17 protein-coding genes are annotated in these 18624 nt (G+C 68.8%); 13 read left to right on the plus strand and 4 right to left on the minus strand.

From position 1 onward, the window contains the following. Positions 1 to 200: 200 nt before the first annotated feature. The 3 genes from ISO16_RS28730 to ISO16_RS16270 all read right to left on the minus strand — a co-directional run bounded on the left by ISO16_RS28730 (position 201) and on the right by ISO16_RS16270 (position 4248). Positions 201 to 422 carry a helix-turn-helix domain-containing protein gene (locus ISO16_RS28730; RefSeq protein WP_276207661.1) on the minus strand — a complete coding sequence of 74 codons (222 nt, stop codon included), beginning with the start codon at positions 420 to 422 and terminating at the stop codon, positions 201 to 203. Between the two features lie 787 nt (positions 423 to 1209). Continuing rightward, positions 1210 to 2283 carry an alkene reductase gene (locus ISO16_RS16265; RefSeq protein WP_072636650.1) on the minus strand — a complete coding sequence of 358 codons (1074 nt, stop codon included), beginning with the start codon at positions 2281 to 2283 and terminating at the stop codon, positions 1210 to 1212. A 1383-nt stretch (positions 2284 to 3666) separates the two neighbouring features. Continuing rightward, on the minus strand, positions 3667 to 4248 hold the full coding sequence (locus ISO16_RS16270; RefSeq protein WP_072636652.1) for a hypothetical protein: 582 nt from the start codon (positions 4246 to 4248) through the stop codon (positions 3667 to 3669). A 153-nt stretch (positions 4249 to 4401) separates the two neighbouring features. On the opposite strand from ISO16_RS16270, the gene ISO16_RS16275 reads away from it, so the two are divergent. Continuing rightward, the gene (locus ISO16_RS16275; protein WP_170914000.1) at positions 4402 to 5388 is read left to right on the plus strand and encodes a GlxA family transcriptional regulator; all 987 of its coding nucleotides are present in this window, start codon (positions 4402 to 4404) and stop codon (positions 5386 to 5388) included. A 7-nt stretch (positions 5389 to 5395) separates the two neighbouring features. Here ISO16_RS16275 and ISO16_RS16280 read toward each other — a convergent pair whose 3' ends face one another. Further along, positions 5396 to 7765 (minus strand): FdhF/YdeP family oxidoreductase, encoded by a 2370-nt coding sequence (locus ISO16_RS16280; RefSeq protein ID WP_072636672.1) that lies wholly within the window; start codon positions 7763 to 7765, stop codon positions 5396 to 5398. Between the two features lie 167 nt (positions 7766 to 7932). Between ISO16_RS16280 and ISO16_RS16285 the strand changes: the two genes are divergently transcribed. The 12 genes from ISO16_RS16285 (at position 7933) to ISO16_RS16335 (ending at position 18502) form a co-directional block, all read left to right on the plus strand. Next, the gene (locus ISO16_RS16285) at positions 7933 to 9507 is read left to right on the plus strand and encodes an FMN-binding glutamate synthase family protein (protein ID WP_139310925.1); all 1575 of its coding nucleotides are present in this window, start codon (positions 7933 to 7935) and stop codon (positions 9505 to 9507) included. Between the two features lie 107 nt (positions 9508 to 9614). Next, positions 9615 to 9785: a hypothetical protein gene (locus ISO16_RS16290; protein WP_006943616.1), complete on the plus strand. Its 171-nt coding sequence runs from the start codon at positions 9615 to 9617 to the stop codon at positions 9783 to 9785. A gap of 10 nt (positions 9786 to 9795) precedes the next feature. After that, positions 9796 to 9888 (plus strand): Ms4533A family Cys-rich leader peptide, encoded by a 93-nt coding sequence (locus tag ISO16_RS29010; RefSeq protein ID WP_312026504.1) that lies wholly within the window; start codon positions 9796 to 9798, stop codon positions 9886 to 9888. Between the two features lie 210 nt (positions 9889 to 10098). Continuing rightward, on the plus strand, positions 10099 to 11130 hold the full coding sequence (locus ISO16_RS16295; RefSeq protein ID WP_006943619.1) for a sulfate ABC transporter substrate-binding protein: 1032 nt from the start codon (positions 10099 to 10101) through the stop codon (positions 11128 to 11130). A 16-nt stretch (positions 11131 to 11146) separates the two neighbouring features. Further along, positions 11147 to 12019 carry a sulfate ABC transporter permease subunit CysT gene (gene cysT / locus ISO16_RS16300; protein ID WP_044476338.1) on the plus strand — a complete coding sequence of 291 codons (873 nt, stop codon included), beginning with the start codon at positions 11147 to 11149 and terminating at the stop codon, positions 12017 to 12019. Then, the gene (cysW, locus tag ISO16_RS16305) at positions 12016 to 12822 is read left to right on the plus strand and encodes a sulfate ABC transporter permease subunit CysW (RefSeq protein WP_072636653.1); all 807 of its coding nucleotides are present in this window, start codon (positions 12016 to 12018) and stop codon (positions 12820 to 12822) included. The genes cysT and cysW overlap by 4 nt, the downstream gene beginning before the upstream one ends. Continuing rightward, complete coding sequence (locus ISO16_RS16310; RefSeq protein WP_029546667.1) at positions 12819 to 13832, plus strand: sulfate/molybdate ABC transporter ATP-binding protein; 1014 nt, start codon at positions 12819 to 12821, stop codon at positions 13830 to 13832. Before cysW ends, ISO16_RS16310 begins: the two co-directional genes overlap by 4 nt. A 281-nt stretch (positions 13833 to 14113) precedes the next feature. Beyond that, positions 14114 to 15085, plus strand: coding sequence for an amino acid ABC transporter permease (locus ISO16_RS16315; protein ID WP_006943626.1), 972 nt, complete (start codon positions 14114 to 14116; stop codon positions 15083 to 15085). Next, positions 15082 to 15864, plus strand: coding sequence for an amino acid ABC transporter ATP-binding protein (locus tag ISO16_RS16320; protein WP_072636654.1), 783 nt, complete (start codon positions 15082 to 15084; stop codon positions 15862 to 15864). The genes ISO16_RS16315 and ISO16_RS16320 overlap by 4 nt, the downstream gene beginning before the upstream one ends. A gap of 20 nt (positions 15865 to 15884) precedes the next feature. Further along, entirely contained in the window at positions 15885 to 16844 is a 960-nt protein-coding gene (locus ISO16_RS16325; RefSeq protein ID WP_050036482.1) for an ABC transporter substrate-binding protein, read from the plus strand. A 27-nt stretch (positions 16845 to 16871) separates the two neighbouring features. Next, positions 16872 to 18002 carry an FAD-dependent oxidoreductase gene (locus tag ISO16_RS16330; protein ID WP_072636655.1) on the plus strand — a complete coding sequence of 377 codons (1131 nt, stop codon included), beginning with the start codon at positions 16872 to 16874 and terminating at the stop codon, positions 18000 to 18002. Then, positions 17999 to 18502, plus strand: a complete 504-nt coding sequence (locus ISO16_RS16335; RefSeq protein ID WP_072636656.1) for a GNAT family N-acetyltransferase — start codon at positions 17999 to 18001, stop codon at positions 18500 to 18502. The genes ISO16_RS16330 and ISO16_RS16335 overlap by 4 nt, the downstream gene beginning before the upstream one ends. Positions 18503 to 18624: the final 122 nt, after the last annotated feature.

Raw genomic sequence — 18624 nt, forward strand, 5'->3', positions numbered from 1 at the left:
ATTTGCGCCGCGTGCGCAGCCGGTTCGACTCTCTCCCGAGCCCCTGAGATGAATCGAATGCTGCCGATAGGCGGCCCCGCGCCCCCGCGGCGCTCACCGCGAGGCGAGCGAACCGGCGCGTAGGCACGGCGCCCATGCCTGAGGTGAAGGGCGGCCGCCTCGGAAGGTGGTTCCCGAGAACCCGGAACCTTCGACACGACCTACCATCTGACGGCGCCTTCCTTCATCTTCGCGACCGCAGCGGTTCGGTTGGTCACCGCCAGCTTGCGAAGGATATTGCTCACGTGAAACCGCACCGTATTCGCCGAGATGAACAGGTCGCGGCCGATTGCGGCGTTCGAGGCACCGGCCGCCATCATACCGAGTACCTCGTGCTCGCGGCCGGTCAACGGTTCGCCACGGACCCAGTCGCTTTCGGTCACTCCCTCGGCGCGGTGCGTCCTCACGCCGGCGCCACCGGGGGCCCCGAGGATGCTCCAGCATCGATGTTGCTCGCAGCGGGCTTCGCGGTCGGTGATGTGCCGGGAACGGAGCACGGCAAGTGCCCGACCCAATCGGTCTGCATCATCATCCACTCATTCCCAGGGGCCGGTTCTCGACGGTGTTTGCCGGACGACACCGATGTACGAACGATCTCAATGCGCGTCATCCTTGCCCTCAGCGACAGACCTCCGCACCCGCAAACAAACACTTGTAAGTTTAAGCTGGTGGCTGACAGTTGTCGACTCACCTCCTCGGTGAAGGAAGCGCTCCCATCTCGCTTACCCCTCCGGAACGAGCATCCGGCCTCGCGCTCGGGTTGACCGGCTTCGTCGGTCGGCGTGCCGAACTAGCCGAGGCCACGCGACTCCTCGGCACCTACCCACTGGTCACGTTCACCGGTTTCAGGGTGTGGGCAAGACGCGAATGGCGCTGCGTCCGGCGTCCGCAGTGGTGCACTCCTTCACAGACGGCGTGCCACTCGTCGAACGCGATGGTGAGCATGACCTGGATGCGCGGTACCCGGGGGATTGGCCGCTGCTGCCGGCACGACGGCGTTACCGTGGTCGGAAACGCTCGAGGAACTGACGAAAGCCGTTGCGACGCAACGTCTCTTGCCGATACCGGACCCCTGTGAGTACCCGGCCACCGACCAGGCAAGCTGGTCCGGCAACGACGTGGTGGCCGGTCCGACTCGATTCGGACCGGCCACCACCCTGATTCCTTTCATTACCCGACGGCCGTCGGCGACCACTCCGGGTAGTCGATGTAGCCCTTGTCGCCGCCCGAGTAGAAGGTGTCGAGATCAGGCTCGGCGAGCTCGAGATTGTCTCGGAGGCGACGCACGAGGTCGGGGTTGGAGATGAAGTACCGGCCGAAAGCGATCAGATCGGCGCCCCGTGCGAGCCACCGATCGGCATCCGTCTTGTCGACGAACGTCGAGCTACCGACCTGAGCGGGATTGACGATCAGCGGTCCGGTCCACAGCTCCCGCAGTTTGTCGTTGATCTCCTCCGACGCCGTCTCAAGAATGTGCAGGTACGCCAGTCCGAGAGGATTGAGGGCCTCGAGCAGGGTCGTGTACAGGCCGGCGGGATCGCTCTCGTTCATGTCGTGGAACTTTCCACCGGGCGAGAACCGGATACCGACCCGGTCTGCGCCGATCGCCTTGCTGACCGCTGTCGCGACCTCGACCGCGAACCGGGCTCGGTTCTCGTTCGATCCACCGTACTGGTCGGTGCGCTGATTGCTGTTGTCCGAGAGGAACTGCTGGATCAAGTAGCCGTTGGCGCCGTGGATCTCCACGCCGTCAAAGCCCGCGGCAACAGCACGCTCGGCCGCATCGACGAAGACCGCGATCTGCTCCTGAATCTGCTCGACGGTCATCTCGACCGGCGTCACGAATGCGAGCCGGCCGCCTGAGTTGAAGATCGTGCCCTGTGCCGCGATCGGTGAAGCCCCCAGCGGCTGCATTCCGCTGATCTCCGGATGGCCGACCCGGCCACCGTGCATGAGCTGAGCGAAGATCCGTCCGCCCGCGTCGTGGACCGCCTGGGTGATCGGGCGCCAGGCGGCTTCCTGCTCGTCGTTGTAGAGGCCGGGGATGTTCGGCTCGGACTGCCCCTGCTTGGACGGGGAGATGCCTTCGCTGACTATCAACCCAGCGGATGCGCGCTGAGCGTAGTAGAGCGCGGCACTATCGGACGGCATTCCGGTCTCGGATGCGCGGACGCGCGTCATCGGTGCCATGACAACCCGGTTCGGCAGCTCGATCGAGCCCAGCTTGATTGTGTCGAACAGCATGCTTGAGAACTCCTTTATGGGGGATGAGGATCTTTCCTGCAGGCGTCAGTTGACGAGCCGCGCGCAAGCTCTGTCCAGCACAGTCGGCGGTTTGCCGGCAGCGGGACCAGTTGACTCCGTGCTTGGTGCGTATCAACGAGCTACATGACTTCGTGTGCCGTTGGCGGGACGAGACGGACGTATTCGGAGAACCTTGGGGGTTCCCTTCACCGCCGGGCACCGCGCCAGCTGGTGCGGCTGGCGCGACGGCTCTCGTACCAAAAGTGCCAGCTGATCGCCCTGTTCGCAGTTCCCTTCGGGGTTAAACGTACGTACGCTCGTAAGTATTAGAGCTTGAAGCGGTTGTGTCAACCCTCACACCGAGCGGGGCGGTGCATCTGTGATCACAAGACCGGCGGGTGTGTAGTCATAGCGGTCCCACGGTCGGCGGAGCGCTCTCTACCCGCCGCACGCGGACAGACGGAGATGCGATGACATTGTGCAAGAACCAAAGTCGTGTGCCCCCTTCCTGCCGGCAGAACTCGGACGTCGACTAGAGATCGTCTTGCACCGAGGCGGGGCATGATCTACATTGCGTTTGACAAACGAGCGTTTGTAGGTCGCGCTGGGTCCGGATCATTGAATCCACTGAAGGAGTTGGTGTCATGACCGCAAGTTGACATAGTCTCGGTCATCGGAGAGGGAGTGGCGTGCCTCTCGGGGCGGGCGTGCGAGGCACCTGAGCGCGTCGAGAACGAGGGCCATTTCTGGCGGGGTGCACCGCCCGTTGGGACATCCGGCGCCGGTAGCGTCGATCGTCCCGAAATCGGTGGAAGATCGACACCGACCATCGGCAGTGCATCCCGGGCTCAGAACGCCCGCCCTGGGCCGCCGGCGCCGCGATCGGACTGTAGGCCTCCGGACACTGAGCAATGATCATGGCCGTGAGCTGAGCAGTGCAGGCGCGAATTGCAAAGTGGAGTTTCTCGTTCGTCAAGACCGGAACGCGCTGGTTCTGCACCAGAGCGGGATCGTCCCCACGATTCTCACAAGCCGACGCCCATACGATCGGCCTGATCGTGTGCAGGCACGACCGGACATCAGGAGCCACTCAGCCATCAACGAAGAGTGGTCGCATCATCCGTCCGGTGGAGACGACACGGGCACGCAGGTTTCTCCGGACCCAGCGGAAGGAGCTTCGTTCGCAGGCGCAGCTGAGCGTTCCGTCCCAGGACGGACGCCCGTCCACGGTCCAACCGAAGGTGTTCGAGCCGCTCCCGCAGCTGGGGCGAGCTCGGCGCCGGCATCGGTGCGAACCTTGTCGATCTCGGCCTGCACCCGCCGCAGGTACGCATCCATGGCGGCGGGGTCGGCCAACAGCACAGTGGCCTCAGTACCGGTGTCTCACACGAGGACGAGCGCGACGGCGACCGCGATGTCGAGGACGGCGCAGAACTCGGCGAAGGAACGGTCCACGGTGACGCGGAGCCGATGGTGGACGAGATCCCACACGCCGTGCAGGAACCATCCGGCCGCGACGATGTACCGGGCGACGTCCGGATCGACGGCGAGCGCGACCAGGCCGAGCGCCCCGAAGGCGATCATGCCGGCCGCCTGGACGAGGAAACGGCGGTCGCGCAGCCGGCCGCGCACCGCGCCCACGACGACCACGACCGCCGCCGCGGCGCCGATCAGCACCGTCGACGGCACGACGACGTCCAGCGCCCGCACCACGAACCACGCCGTGTAGGAGGCCGGGAACACCACCCATACCGCACGCGGGCGGTCGAGCACGGCCGTGACGAGATACAGGAACGGCAGCAGCATCATCATCTCGGTGAGGATCTCGACGCTCGCCTCGGCGGGCGTGCCGATCAGAGCGAACGCAAGAGCCGCCACCGTCGGCCAGCGCTGCGCCAGGATGGCCGGCCCGGCCGAGCGGCGCGATGCGGGGCGGGCCGTGCTCACGGCCGTCGTGGTGTCCATGAGGTCTCCCGGGGGCAGTGGTGGGGGATGCCTCCACGATCGGCGGCCGGGGGCGGCCGGGCGAGACCCGGGCGCCGGACAGGTCCGGAAATTTGGGATCCCTGTCCGCCGGACACGTCGCGTCCGGGCCCGGCCCCGGTTACGGTCGACGGTGTGGACGAACGACTCGTGGTGGTCGTCGGCTATGACCGGGCGGAGCTGCTCGACATCGCCTGCGTGACGACCACGTTCGCGGCGGCGAACCGGTTCGGCGCGGTCCCGGCGTACCGGGTCGAGCTGGCCACCCCCGGCGGGGCCGCGATCACCTGCGACACCGGGCTCGTGCTGGCCGGACAGCGACGGCTCGAGCGGCTCGTCGGAACGCTCGACACCCTCGTGGTCTCCGGTGGCTTCGGGCACGTCGACATGGCCGACGACGCCCGGTTCGTCGGCCACGTGCGCCGCCTGGCGCGGGACAGCCGCCGGGTGGCGTCCGTGTGCACGGGCGCCTCCGTCCTCGCGGCCGCCGGTCTGCTCGACGGCCGTCGCGCCACCACCCACTGGGCGTTCGCCGATCGGCTCGCCGCGCGGTATCCGCAGGTGCAGGTGGATCCGTTGCCGATCTTCGTGCGCGACGGGCACGTCGCCACCGCCGCCGGCGTGACCAGCGCCCTGGACCTCGCCCTCGCGTTCGTCGAGGAGGACCACGGCCCCGACATGGCCCGCCGGGTCTCCCGGGCCCTCGTCACCTACCTGCAGCGGCCGGGTAACCAGGCGCAGATGAGCATGTTCACCACGGCCCCCGAACCGAAGGACCGCGGGATGCGGCGCCTCGTCGACCACATCACCACCCACCTCGACGGCGATCTGTCGGCCGCCGCGCTCGCCGCGCGCGCCGGGATGAGCGAACGGCACCTCACCCGGATGTTCCTGCACCACCTGCACGACACACCCGCCCGCTACGTCCGCCGGGTTCGGCTCGAGTCCGCCGCCGTCCTGCTCACCACCACGTCGCTGCCGGTCACGGCGGTCGCGGCGCGCTGCGGCTTCGGCACGGCCGAGACGCTGCGGCAGGCGTTCACCCGTCGCTACGGGGCGTCACCGGCGGCGTTCCGCGCCGGTCACTCGCGTACCGCGGCCCGGCACACCGGGGCCGGCTGAGCGGGTCTCAGGACAGGTACTCGGGGTCCGGGCAGGTCTTGTGCGACCAGTCCGACCCGAGGCGGCCCTGGTGCGAGCCCTCCGGGCACTCGCCGCTGCGCTCGCCCGCGCGCGCCAGGGACACCACGACGGATTTCGAGGTAGGGCAATTGCTCTGGCGTGCAGTCGAATCCAGCGGCACCAGCTCGTTGGTCTCGGGATAGTAGGCGGCCGCCGAGCCGCGCGGCGTGTCGTACTCGACGATCCGGAACGACCGCGCGCACCGGACCCGCTCGTCGCCGTCCCACCGGGTGAACAGGTCGACCAGGTCGCCCTCGTCGAAGCCGAGGGCGGCGATGTCGTCGCGGTGCAGGAAGATCACCCGCCGCCCGCCCTCGATGCCGCGGTACCGGTCGCTCAGCCCGTAGACGGTGGTGTTGAACTGGTCGTGGCTCCGCAGGGTCTGCAGGATCACGTGCCCCGCGGGCACCTGCAGCACGTCGATCGGGGAGACCGCGAACTCGGCCCGCCCGGAGGCGGTGTGGAAGGAGCGCGAATCGCGCGGCGGATGCGGCAGGACGAAGCCGCCCGGCCGCCGCACGTTCACGTCGTAGCTCTCGCACCCGGGCACCACCCGCGAGATCAGGCCGCGGACGACGCCGTAGTCGTCGCGCATCGCCTTCCAGTCGAGGCCGTACCGGTCCCCCAGCGTGGCCTCGGCGATCCGGGAGACGATCTCGACCTCGGACTTCAGGTGCGCGCTCGCCGGCGGCAACGGTCCGCGGGACGCGTGGACCGAGCACGTGGAGTCCTCGACCGTCACGAACTGCGGGCCCGACGCCTGCACGTCCTGCTCGGTGCGGCCCTTGGCCGGCAGAATCAGCGCCGTCTCGCCGCACACGAGATGCGACCGGTTGATCTTGGTGGAGACCTGCACCGTCATCCGGGCCCTGCGCATCGCCGCCGCGGTGACGTGGGTGTCCGGCGCGGCCTGCACGAAGTTGCCCCCGAGCCCCATGAAGAAGCGGGCCCGGCCGTCGCGCAGGGCCCGGATGGAGTCGACGGTGTCGAAGCCGTTCTCGCGCGGCGGATCGAAGCCGAACTCCCGTTGCAGCGCATCGAGGAAGTGGGCCGGCGGCCGCTCCCAGATACCCATGGTGCGGTCGCCCTGCACGTTCGAATGCCCGCGCACGGGGAACAGACCCGCGCCCCGCTTGCCGATGTTGCCCTGCGCGAGGGCCAGGTTGGTGACCTCCTTGATGGTGGCCACCGCGTTGCGGTGCTGGGTCAGGCCCATCGCCCAGCAGAACACCGTCGCGCGCGAGTCGCGCAGCAGCGTCGCCGCCTCGGTGATCTGCTCCCGCGACAGCCCCGTGGCGGTGGTGACGACGTCCCAGTCGACGCCGGCGACGTGGTGGCGCCACTGCTCGAAACCGTGGGTGTGCCGTTCGATGAACTCGTGGTCGAGCGCGTCCCATTCCACGAGCAGCGAACCGAACGCCTGCAGCAGCGCGAGGTCGCCGTTCAGCGCGATCGGCAGGTGCAGGTCCGACAGGTCGGTGCCGCGGCCGACGACTCCGCGTGGGGTCTGCGGATTGCGGAAGTTGACCAGGCCCGCCTCGCGCAGCGGGTTGATCGACAGGATCGTGGCGCCGTTGCGTTTCGCCTTCTCGAGGGCGGTCAGCATGCGCGGATGGTTCGTCCCCGGATTCTGGCCCTGCAGGACGATGAGCTCCGCGTGGTACACGTCGTCGAGCGTGACGCTCGCCTTGCCGATGCCGATCGACTCCTGCAGCGCGATGCTGGTGGACTCGTGGCACATGTTGGAGCAGTCGGGCAGGTTGTTCGTGCCGAAGGCCCGGGCGAACAGCTGGTAGGCGAATGCCACCTCGTTCGAGGCACGCCCGGAGGTGTAGAAGATCGCCTCGTCGGGGCTGTCGAGCGCCTTCAGCTCCGCACCGATCAGGGCGAACGCCTCGTCCCAGTCGATCGGCTCGTAGTGGGTGGCGCCGGGCCGCTTGATCATCGGATGCGTGATGCGGCCCTGCTGGCCGAGCCAGTGCTCGCTGTGCGAATCCAGATCGGCGATGCTGTGTGCGGCGAAGAACTCGGGAGTGGCACGGCGCCGGGTCGCCTCCTCCGCCACCGCCTTCGCACCGTTCTCGCAGAACTCGGCGACCGATCGATGTCCCGGGTCCGGATCGGGCCACGCACAGCTCATGCAGTCGAAGCCCTCGGCCTGGTTCAGCCGCAACAGCGTCTGCGCCGTCCGGATCGGTCCCATCCGTTCGAGGGACCGCTTCAGCGACACCGCCACCGCGGTCGGGCCCGCGGCGTGATCCTCGGCGTCGTCGACCTCGAGGTCGCGCTCGTCGTAGTCCCGATCGTGTCTGCGCATCGCCGGCCCCTCGTCGTCCACACTGTGTCCGCGGTCGTCCACACCGTGTCCGCGCGCCCGGGTTCCCCGCGCACGCGTGTCGGTGCACTGCCTACCCGCCCGGCCCGCTCCCGAAACCGCGTTCACGAAGGTCGGCGGGCATCGCGGCAGCGTCGTACGGTGGCCCCATGAAGTGGTCGAAAGCCCTCGGAATCCCCGCCGCGGCGATGGCCGCGGTCGCCTCGTACGACCTGCTGCAGCGGCGCCACGCGCTGCTACGCAACTTCCCCGTTGTCGGGCACGGCCGCTACCTGCTCGAAGCGGTCGGTCCCGAGTTGCGGCAGTACATCACCACCGGCAACGACGAGGAGCGCCCCTTCACCCGCGATCAGCGTCGCTGGGTGTACGCGTCGTCGAAACTCGTGAACAACACCTTCGGTTTCGGCACCGACAACGACGTCGAATACACCGACGGTTACACGATCATCAAGCACCGCACGTTCTCCGAGACCCCGCCGTCGGCGGCGCCGCACGCCGGGGAGGAGCTGCGGATCCCGTCGGCGAAGATCCTCGGCGGGGCGCGCGGGCGGGCGAAGGCGTTCCGGCCGCAGTCGATCGTCAACATCTCGGCGATGAGCTTCGGCTCGCTGAGCGGAGCCGCCGTCTCGGCGCTCAACCGCGGTGCCGCCGCCAGCGGGTGCCTGCACAACACCGGCGAGGGCGGGCTGTCGCGCTACCACCGCAACGGGGCAGACCTGATCTTCCAGATCGGCACCGCGTACTTCGGCTGCCGCGACGAGGAGGGCCGGTTCGACCTGGCCCGGCTGAAGGCCGTCGTCGAGTCGGCGCCGGTGCGGGCGATCGAGATCAAACTGAGCCAGGGTGCCAAGCCCGGCCTCGGCGGCCTGCTGCCCGGAGCCAAGGTGACCCCCGAGATCGCCGAGATCCGCGGCATCCCGGAGGGTCGCGACTGTGTCAGCCCGTCGCGGCACACCACGTTCCACGACGTCGACAGCATGCTCGACTGGATCGAGCTGATCGCCCACGAGACCGGGTTGCCGGTCGGCATCAAGTCGGCGGTCGGCGACATGGTGTTCTGGCAGAACCTCGTCGACGCGATGTGCAACTCCGACCGCGGCGTCGACTTCGTGACGATCGACGGCGGCGAGGGTGGCACGGGCGCCGCGCCGCTCGTGTTCACGGACGCGGTCTCGCTGCCCTTCCGCAGCGGCTTCGCGCGGGTCTACAAGCTGTTCACGGAGGCGGGCCTCAGCGACGACGTGACGTTCATCGGCGGCGGCAAGCTCGGACTGCCCGACAACGCGGTGGTGGCGATGGCCCTGGGCTGCGACATGGTCAACATCGCGCGGGAGCCGATGCTCGCGATCGGCTGCATCCAGGCCCAGAAGTGCCACACCGACCGGTGTCCAACGGGCGTCGCCACCCAGAACCCGTGGCTCGAGCGCGGCCTCGACGTCGAGCTGAAGTCGGTGCGCGCCGCCAACTACATCCGGGCGCTGCGCCGGGACATCTTCAAGCTGGCCGAGGCGTGCGGCGTCGCGCATCCCGGTCTGATCACCCCGACCGACGTCGAGGTGGCGGACGGCAACCGCCGCGCGATCACGCTCGCGGAAATGTACGGCTACCAGCCCGGCTGGGGCCTGCCCGGCGCGTCGGACCGGGAAGAGATCACGCGGCTGATGCTCGGGGTCGCCGCGGCCGAGGGGGGCGAGGGCTCGCCCGGCGCGCGCACAGTGCCGTGACGCGGGTCGGGTCGCTGTCCAGAATCCGGACAGTTCGGGGCGCCGATCCCGCGTCACGCTGGAGCACGACCACTCGCGACACCGCGGAACCCGCCGGGAGGCAGATCGTGATCGACAAGATGTACGCCACGGTTCTCACCGTCGGCGGTGTCGTGTTCGCCGGCTGCCTGCTCCTCGGCGAGGCGATGGACGCGATGGGCGGCGGGGGCGGCGGTCGCGTCACCGGACTGCGCGCGCTTCCGGGCGACACCGCCGAACAGGCCGAGTGCCTCTGCTAGAGTCTGCCGCGTGTCCGCTACCGCCGTGCCTCGCGTCCGCCATGAACTGGCGCTGATCGCTGTCGGCGTGCGCGCGGTCGCCGACGTCGACTGTCGTCGCTGACTCCCGTCACCAACCCTTGCGGCATCGTTGCCGCCCCCCGGTTGCCGAGGAGTCGCGTCGCCCCGTCCGGCGTGACATTCGTCGGCCCGACTCGTTCGGGTCCACGTCTCCACCACCTTCGTCCGTCCTGCGGAGCGTCTCCTCGAACCGGTGTGCCCGGGTCCTCCCCCGTCTCGCACAGAGACACTCCTGCAGGAAAGGCATCACCTCATGAAGAGACGTTCGGGTCTGTTCGTCACCGCCCTCGCCGCCCTCGGCGCGACCGTGCTGACCGCGTGCTCCGGCGGATCCAGCGACACCGTGGGCGGAGGTGAGAGCAGCGGCGACGGCTCCGGCGGCACGATCAACCTGTACGCGTACGCCGTGCCGAAGCCCGGATTCGACAAGCTGATCCCCGCCTTCCAGGCCACCGAGGAGGGTGCGGACGTCGAGTTCCAGCAGTCCTACGGCGCCTCCGGCGATCAGTCCCGGAAGGTCAAGGACGGCGCCGAGGCGGACTTCGTCAACTTCTCCGTCGAGCCGGACATCACCCGTCTCGTCGACGCCGGGCTCGTCGAGGCCGATTGGAACTCCGGTCCGTACAACGGAATTCCCTTCGGTTCGGTGGTGACGATCGTGGTGCGCGAGGGCAACCCCAAGAACATCACCGACTGGGACGACCTGCTGCAGCCCGGCCTCGAGGTCGTCACGCCCAACCCGTTCAGTTCCGGCTCGGCCAAGTGGAACCTGCTCGCCCCCTACGCGGCGAAGAGCGACGGCGGCGCGAACCCGCAGGCGGGTCTGGACTACGTCACCACACTCGTGAACGAGCACGTCAAGATCCAGCCCAAGTCCGGTCGCGAGGCCACCGAGGCGTTCCTGCAGGGCTCCGGCGACGTGCTGCTCAGCTACGAGAACGAGGCGCTGTTCATCGAGCGCAACGGCGACCCTGTCGAGCACGTCACCCCGCCCACCACCTTCAAGATCGAGAATCCGGCTGCAGTGCTCACGAATTCGAAGAACGCCGAGAAGGCACGGGCGTTCGCGGACTTCCTCTACACCCCGCAGGCGCAGCGTCTGTGGGCGGAGGCGGGCTTCCGTCCCGTCGACCCCGCGGTGGCGGAGGAGTTCGCGGCCGACTTCCCGCAGCCGGCGAAGCTGTGGACGATCGCGGACCTGGGCGGCTGGAAGGCCGTCGACGAGCAGTTGTTCAAGGCCGAGACCGGCTCGATCGCCGTGATCTACGACAACGCCACGAAGTAGAGCCCGGACAGTGAGTATCACCGACAGCGCCACCGGGGTGGGATCGAGGCCGGCTCCCGCCCCGGCGGCGCGCCGCCGCACTCCGCTGCGTGCAGCCACCGGCACGGTCGGACCGCTCGGCATCGGAGTGGCCGTGCTGTGGCTGTCCGTCATCGTTCTGTTGCCGCTCGCGGCGCTGGCCACCGAGGCGTTCGCCGACGGTCCGAGTGGCTTCTGGAACGCCGTCACCGCCCCGGCCGCGCTGGCGACGCTGCGGATCACCGTGGTCGTCTCCGCAATCGTCGCGGTCGTCAACGTGGTCATGGGCACCCTCATCGCGTGGGTACTGGTGCGCGACGAGTTCCCGGGCAAGAAGTTCGTCAATGCCCTGATCGACCTGCCCTTCGCGCTGCCCACCATCGTGGCGAGCATTGTGCTGCTGGCGCTGTACGGGCCGGAGAGCCCGATCGGTATCCATCTCAACGCCTCCCAGCCGGGGCTCGTCGTCGCGCTGGCATTCGTGACGCTGCCGTTCGTGGTGCGTTCGGTGCAGCCGGTGCTCCTCGAAGCGGACCGAGAGGTGGAAGAGGCCGCGGCGTCCCTCGGCGCGAACAACCTGACCATCTTCCGGTCCGTGGTACTGCCCGTGCTGACCCCGGCTGTCGTCAGCGGTGCCGGGCTCGCGTTCGCCCGTGCCCTCGGCGAATACGGATCGATCGTGCTCATCGGCGGCAACATCCCGTACGAGACCCAGGTGGCGTCGCAGTACATCCAGCAGCAGATCGAGATCGACCGCCCGGTGAACGCTGCCGCGGTGTCCGTGGCACTGCTGCTCATCGCCTTCGTCGTGCTGTTCGTGCTGCGCCTGGCAACGGGACGCAGCCTGCGCCGGGAGGAGGAGGACCGATGAAGGTCTCCCCGTGGACGCGAATCTCGCTGCGGACGATCGCACTCGCCTACCTGTTGGTCCTGTTGCTCGTTCCGATCGGGGTGATCCTCTACCGCACATTCGAGAACGGCGTGGGTGCGTTCCTCCAGTCGATCAGCACGCCCGCGGCGATCTCGGCGTTGAACCTGTCGCTGCTGATCGTCGCCATCGTGGTGCCCGTCAACGTCGTGTTCGGTGTCGTCGTCGCACTTGCGCTCGTGCGCGGCCGGTTCCGCGGCCGCGGGCTGCTGCAAGCCGTGGTGGACCTGCCGTTCGCCGTCTCGCCGATCGTCGTCGGTGTCGCCCTGATCATGCTGTGGGGTGCCGGCGGGTGGTTCGGAGGTGTCGAATCCCTCGGATTCAAGGTGGTATTCGGGCTACCGGGCATGGTGATCGCCACGATCTTCGTCACCTTGCCGTTCGTCGTGCGCGAGGTCGAACCGGTGCTTCACGAGATCGGCCAGGAACAGGAGCAGGCCGCCGCGACACTCGGCGCGAACGGCTGGCAGACGTTCCGGCGCATCACCCTCCCCTCGATCCGGTGGGGCCTGACGTACGGCGTGGTCCTCACCGTCGCCCGCGCGCTCGGCGAGTTCGGGGCTGTCATCATGGTCTCGTCCGGCTTCCCCGGCGTGTCCCAGACCCTGACGTTGCTGGTGCACTCCCGCTACATCGACGACCACAACACCTTCGGCGCCTACTGCGCCGCGACCCTGCTCATGGCCATCGCCGTGATCGTGCTGCTGCTGATGACCCTGCTCGACCGCAAGAGGAGTACCAGATGATCACCGTCACGGGCGCACGAAAGAACTACGGCGACTTCGCGGCCCTCGACGACGTCGACATCGAGATCCCGTCCGGGTCGCTCACCGCGCTGCTCGGACCCTCGGGGTCCGGTAAGTCGACGCTGCTGCGGTCCATCGCCGGACTGGAAACCCTCGATGACGGCATCGTGCGCATCGGCGGCGACGACGTGACCGGCGTGACCCCGCAGAAGCGGGACATCGGTTTCGTCTTCCAGCACTACGCGGCGTTCAAGCACATGACCGTCCGCGAGAACGTCGCGTTCGGATTGAAGATCCGCAAGCGGCCCAAGACCGAAATCGGCCGCCGCGTCGACGAACTGCTCGGCATCGTCGGGCTCGACGGGTTCCAGCAACGCTATCCGGCACAGCTGTCCGGCGGCCAGCGCCAGCGCATGGCCCTGGCCCGCGCCCTCGCCGTCGATCCCAAGGTGCTGCTGCTCGACGAACCGTTCGGCGCGCTCGACGCCAAGGTGCGCGCCGACCTGCGCACGTGGCTGCGCCGCTTGCACGACGAGGTGCACGTGACCACCGTGCTGGTCACCCATGATCAGGAGGAGGCGCTCGACGTCGCCGACCGGATCGCCGTGATGAACCGGGGCCGCATCGAGCAGGTCGGAACCCCGCGGGACCTGTACGACCGGCCCGCGAACGACTTCGTGATGTCGTTCCTGGGCAATGTCTCCAGGCTGAACGGAAAGCTGGTGCGGCCGCACGACATCCGTCTCGGTCGCGAACCCGATCTCGCCCGCGCCCAGGACGCGGGCACCGCCGGGTCCGTGGGTGTCACCCGCGCGACGGTGGAGCGGGTCGTGCACCTCGGGTTCGAGGTCCGCGTCGAGCTACGCAACGCCGCGACCGGTGAGGACTTCACCGCGCAGGTCACCCGCGGCGACGCACGCGCTCTCGGTCTCGCGCCCGGCGAGACCGTCTATGCGCGCGCGACCGAGGAACCGGCGCTGCCGGAGACGACGCGGGTGCCGATCGGCTAGAGCCACGCCCGCCCACCGGCGCCTCACTCGGCCGAATGTCACACAGGTTCAGTTGGATCGAACCCGTGTGACATTCGGCCATTCAGGCATGCGGTATCACCCCGCGGACTGCTCGGGTCCTGCGGCGGGTTCGAATCACCCGGATCGGAATCCGTGACGAGCAGGGCCCCGCCGGGCGACAGTGATCTCCACGCGCCCCGCCCGCTCGGTGTGCACGCCGATCACTCACCCGAGATCCGTGAAAGGTACTATCCGATGAACGCTTTCCCCGGTGGGTCGGCGTGAGCGCGCCGACCGGGATCCGTCCCGCGCCGGCGAGCACCGCCGAGCCCGACGACGCCGGGCTGGTCGTCGCCCCCGCCCGCCACCCGCTGCGCTGGCTGGTCGCCGCCCTCGCCCTCGTCCTGGTGGCGCAGTTCGTGCACGGCCTGGCTACCAACCCGGGCTGGGACTGGGCGACGTTCGCTCGGTACTTCACCGCACAGTCCGTGCTCTCGGCCCTGGTGGTGACCATCGAACTCACCGTGTGGGGAACGGTTCTCGGATTCGGGCTCGGCGTGCTGCTCGCCGTCGGCAGGCTGTCCAGGAATCCCGTCCTGCAGGTGATCTCCTGGGTGTACATCTGGGCATTCCGATCCATCCCACTCATCGTGCAGCTGCTGTTCTGGTTCAACATCGCGTACCTGTACCGAACGCTGTCGCTGGGTGTCCCGTTCGGACCGTCGTTCTTCGAGTTCGAGGTCACCGGCGTGATCTCCGGCTTCACCGCCGCGGTGATCGGCCTGGCCCTGCATCAGGCCGCCTACTCGGCGGAGATCATCCGCGCCGGCATCATCTCCGTGGACCACGGCCAGATCGAGGCGGCGCAGGCCCTGGGCATCCCTCGCCGCCGGCAGTTCTTCAAGATCGTTCTGCCGCAGGCCATGCGATCGATCCTGCCCAACGCCGCCAACGAGGTCATCAGCCTGTTCAAGGGCACCTCGATCGTCTCCACGATGGCGATCGCCGAGCTGTTCTATCAGGTGCAGGTCGTCTTCGGCCGCAACGGCCGGGTCGTGCCCCTGCTCATGGTGGCCACCGTCTGGTACATCGTGCTCACCACCGCGTTGTCGATCGTCCAGTACTACGTGGAGCGGCACTACGCGCGCGGCTCGTCCCGCGCCCTCCCGCTCACCCCCTGGCAGAAGACCGTCGCCAAGTTCCGCGAGATCCGCGACTCGGGTATCGCCGCACCCCGGGGAGCCACCCGATGACCACGCCGGTCGATCCCACCCCGTACGCCGTCGACGTCCGGGGCGTGCACAAGTCGTTCGGATCCCTCGAGGTCCTCAGGGGTGTCGACCTGAAAGTCCGCAAGGGCGAGGTCACGGTGATCCTCGGTCCCTCCGGCTCCGGCAAGTCCACCCTGCTGCGCACCCTCAACCATCTCGAGAAGGTCGACCGCGGCACGGTCCGCATCGACGGCGAACTCGTCGGCTACCGCCGCCGGGGCAACAAGCTGCACGAGATGCGCGAGAGGGACATCCTCCGTCAACGGTCGCGCATCGGATTCGTGTTCCAGAGCTTCAACCTCTTCCCGCACCTGACCGTGCTCGAGAACGTGATCGAGGCGCCGATCTCCGCGCAGCGCCGCGACCGCGCCGAGGTCGAGACGCTCGCCCGGGAACTGCTCGACCGGGTCGGCGTCGGCGACAAGATCCACGACTACCCCAAACAGCTGTCCGGCGGGCAGCAGCAGCGGGTCGCCATCGCCCGCGCCCTCGCGCTGCGCCCGGCCGTGATCCTGTTCGACGAGCCGACCTCCGCGCTCGACCCCGAACTGGTCGGCGAGGTGCTCGAGGTGATCCGCGACCTGGCCCGCGACGGTGCGACCCTGGTGATCGTCACCCACGAGATCGGCTTCGCGCGTGAGGTTGCCGACACCGTCATGTTCATGGACGGCGGCGTCGTCGTCGAACAAGGTCCGCCCGCGCAGGTTCTCGACCGGCCCACCCAGGAGCGCACCCGCGCCTTCCTGTCCAAAGTCCTCTGAAGTCCTCCCGAAAGGCAATGATGTCCGCGTTGACCCGACGCACGAGGCTGGTCGCCTCGGCCCTGACCGCCGTCGCCCTGCTGTCGGTCGCCGCCTGCGGCACCGACGAGCCCGACGCGGCCGGCGCCGCCGGCTACAACCTCACCGCCGACCAGAACCGCATCACCACCGACCCCGTACCCGAGATCGCGGCCGAGGTCCCGCAGTCCATCCGCGACCGCGGCACCCTCATCGTCACGGGGTCCGCCGGCACCGCACCTCCGCTGCGGTTCTACGCCGACGACGACAAGACCATCATCGGCTCCGAGACCGACTTCGCACATCTCCTCGGCGACGTTCTCGACCTCGACGTCGAGCTCACCGCCGCGGACTGGGCGCAGAACTTCGTGCGCGTCGACTCCGGTGAGGCGGACGTGTTCATCTCCAATGTCACCGTCACGGAGGAACGCAAGGAGAAGTACGACTTCTCCACCTATCGCCTCGACAACCTCGCCTTCGAGGTGAGGAAGGACAGCGGGATCGAGGTGAAGGACCCGAAGGATGTCGCGGGTCTGAAGGTCGGCGTGAGCTCCGGCACCAATCAGGAGGCGCTGCTCGTCGAGTGGAACGAGCAGAACGTCGCCGCGGGCCTCGAGCCCACCGAAATCCTCTACTTCCAGAACGCCACCGACTACTACCTCGCGCTCGGCTCCGGCCGCATCGACGCCTACTTCGGGCCCAATCCGTCCGCGTCGTTCCACGTCATCCAGGCCGGTGAGACCGAGATCGCCGGCACGTTCTCCGGCGCGGGCCCGGACCTGCAGGGCGAGATCGCGGTCCTGACCAAGAAGGACAACGGCCTGATCGAGGCGATCAACGCGGCGCTCAACCACGTCATCGAGAACGGCACCTACCAGCAGGTGCTCGACCGATGGGGTATCGCGAACGAGGCGGTCGAGACGTCGGTGATCAATCCTCCGGGCCTGCCGAAGAAGCAGTAACCGGACGACAGCCAGGGAGGGACAGCAATGAGCCGGGTGGAGCCCCGGGCCGACGTCGTGATCGTCGGGGGTGGCGTCATCGGATCGGCGGCGGCGTGGCGTCTGGCCACCCGCGGGAAGTCGGTGACCCTGCTCGAGCAGTTCGAGCCGGGTCATCGCCGCGGCGCCTCGCACGGCAGTTCCCGCATCTACCGGCAGGCCTACGACGGCGAGTTCTACACGGCGCTCGCCGGCCGTGCCCTGCCGCTCTGGCGGCACCTGCAGGACACCACGGGCACGGAGGTACTGACCCTCACCGGCGCGGTCGACCACGGACTGCCCGCCGTCGTCGAGTCGCGTGCCCGGTCGCTGGCCGCCCTCGGCATCCGGCACGAGGTCCTCGAGCCGTGCTCCGCGGAACGTCGTTGGCCCGGGATACGGTTCGACACGGCCGTCGTGCATCATCCCGAGGCGGGCCGGCTGCACGCCGACCGCGCGGTCGCCGCGTTCCAGGAGGCCGCGGCGCAGGCCGGGGCCGACGTGCGGCACGGGATCGTGGTCGAAAGCCTGCACAGCCACGGACACGGCGTCGACGTGGTCACCCCGGACGCGGTGGTGCGCGGCCGGCATGTCGTCGTCGCGGCCGGCGCATGGTCGCACCGGTTGCTCACCCGGACTTCGGATCCGGCGCCCCGCCTCCCGGCGATGCGCACGACGCAGGAGCAGCCCGCGCACTTCGTTCCCGTCACGGGGCCCGACTGGCCGAGCTTCGTCCATCACCCCGGCGCGTTGCTCACGACAGCCGGCATCTACGGGCTCGGCTCCGAGGACGGCATCAAGATCGGCGAGCACGGCACCGGACCCGAAGTGACGCCCGAGACGAGAACCTTCCGGGCCGACCCCGCCGGCGTCGCGCGGCTCGCCGCCTACGCTGCCCGGTGGCTGCCCGGCGTCGACCCGGGCAGCGCCGTGGCCGACACCTGCCTGTACACCAGCACACCCGACAGCAACTTCGTCGTGGACCGCATCGGCGCCGTCGTCGTGGCCGCGGGTTTCTCCGGGCACGGCTTCAAGTTCGCCCCCGCAATCGGGGAGCTGATCGCGGGGCTCGTCGAGGGCACGGCCGTCGCGCCGGAGCCGTTCCGGTTCGGCACCCGCGAGGCGGTGACCGCGCGATGACCACCGCCCGCCGCATCCAGGTCTGCCCCGTGCGGCAGGACGACCCGCTGGCCGCCCCGCTGCTCGCCGAACTCGCCGTCGAATACAGCACCCGCTACGAACGTCCGCTCGACGAGCAGATCCACACCCTCACCACCCACCCGGCCGACGAGTTCGCCGAACCCGGCGGGACGTTGCTGGTGCTCGTCGAGGACGGAGAACCCGTCGCCGGTGGCGCGTTCCGCCGTTACGACGCGACCACCGCAGAGCTCAAGCGCATCTGGACGTCGAAGGCGCACCGCCGCCGCGGACTCGGCAGACTCGTGCTGGAGGAACTCGAGGCCGAGGCGACCCGGAGGGGGTACGCCCGCATCTACCTGACCACCGGGTGGCGTCAACCCGAGGCGGTCGCGCTGTACCGGGCCGCGGGATACACCGCCCTGTTCGATTCCGGCCGACCGGCCGAGGAGATCGGGCCGCACCCCTTCGAGAAGACGCTGATCCGGTTGCGGACGGACTGAACCGCGCCGAGCGGCTCGAAGCAGTGCACGATCCTCCCGAAGACCCCCCACCAGGCCCGGCAGCATCGCGAGCCCGCGGTGCTGCCGGTGCGCCCTGCTGCCGGACGCCCCTGTGACGCCAC

It is taken from the genome of Rhodococcus sp. M8 (assembly GCF_015654185.1).
GTDB lineage: Bacteria > Actinomycetota > Actinomycetes > Mycobacteriales > Mycobacteriaceae > Rhodococcus > Rhodococcus aetherivorans.

Coding starts and splice junctions, on each gene's coding strand:
- ISO16_RS16265 (WP_072636650.1), bottom strand. CDS start 2,283: ATGCTGTTCGACACAATCAAGCTGGGCTCGATCGAGCTGCCGAACCGG.
- ISO16_RS16270 (WP_072636652.1), bottom strand. CDS start 4,248: ATGGACACCACGACGGCCGTGAGCACGGCCCGCCCCGCATCGCGCCGC.
- ISO16_RS16280 (WP_072636672.1), bottom strand. CDS start 7,765: ATGCGCAGACACGATCGGGACTACGACGAGCGCGACCTCGAGGTCGAC.
- ISO16_RS16285 (WP_139310925.1), top strand. CDS start 7,933: ATGAAGTGGTCGAAAGCCCTCGGAATCCCCGCCGCGGCGATGGCCGCG.
- ISO16_RS16295 (WP_006943619.1), top strand. CDS start 10,099: ATGAAGAGACGTTCGGGTCTGTTCGTCACCGCCCTCGCCGCCCTCGGC.
- cysW (WP_072636653.1), top strand. CDS start 12,016: ATGAAGGTCTCCCCGTGGACGCGAATCTCGCTGCGGACGATCGCACTC.
- ISO16_RS16310 (WP_029546667.1), top strand. CDS start 12,819: ATGATCACCGTCACGGGCGCACGAAAGAACTACGGCGACTTCGCGGCC.
- ISO16_RS16320 (WP_072636654.1), top strand. CDS start 15,082: ATGACCACGCCGGTCGATCCCACCCCGTACGCCGTCGACGTCCGGGGC.
- ISO16_RS16325 (WP_050036482.1), top strand. CDS start 15,885: ATGTCCGCGTTGACCCGACGCACGAGGCTGGTCGCCTCGGCCCTGACC.
- ISO16_RS16330 (WP_072636655.1), top strand. CDS start 16,872: ATGAGCCGGGTGGAGCCCCGGGCCGACGTCGTGATCGTCGGGGGTGGC.
- ISO16_RS16335 (WP_072636656.1), top strand. CDS start 17,999: ATGACCACCGCCCGCCGCATCCAGGTCTGCCCCGTGCGGCAGGACGAC.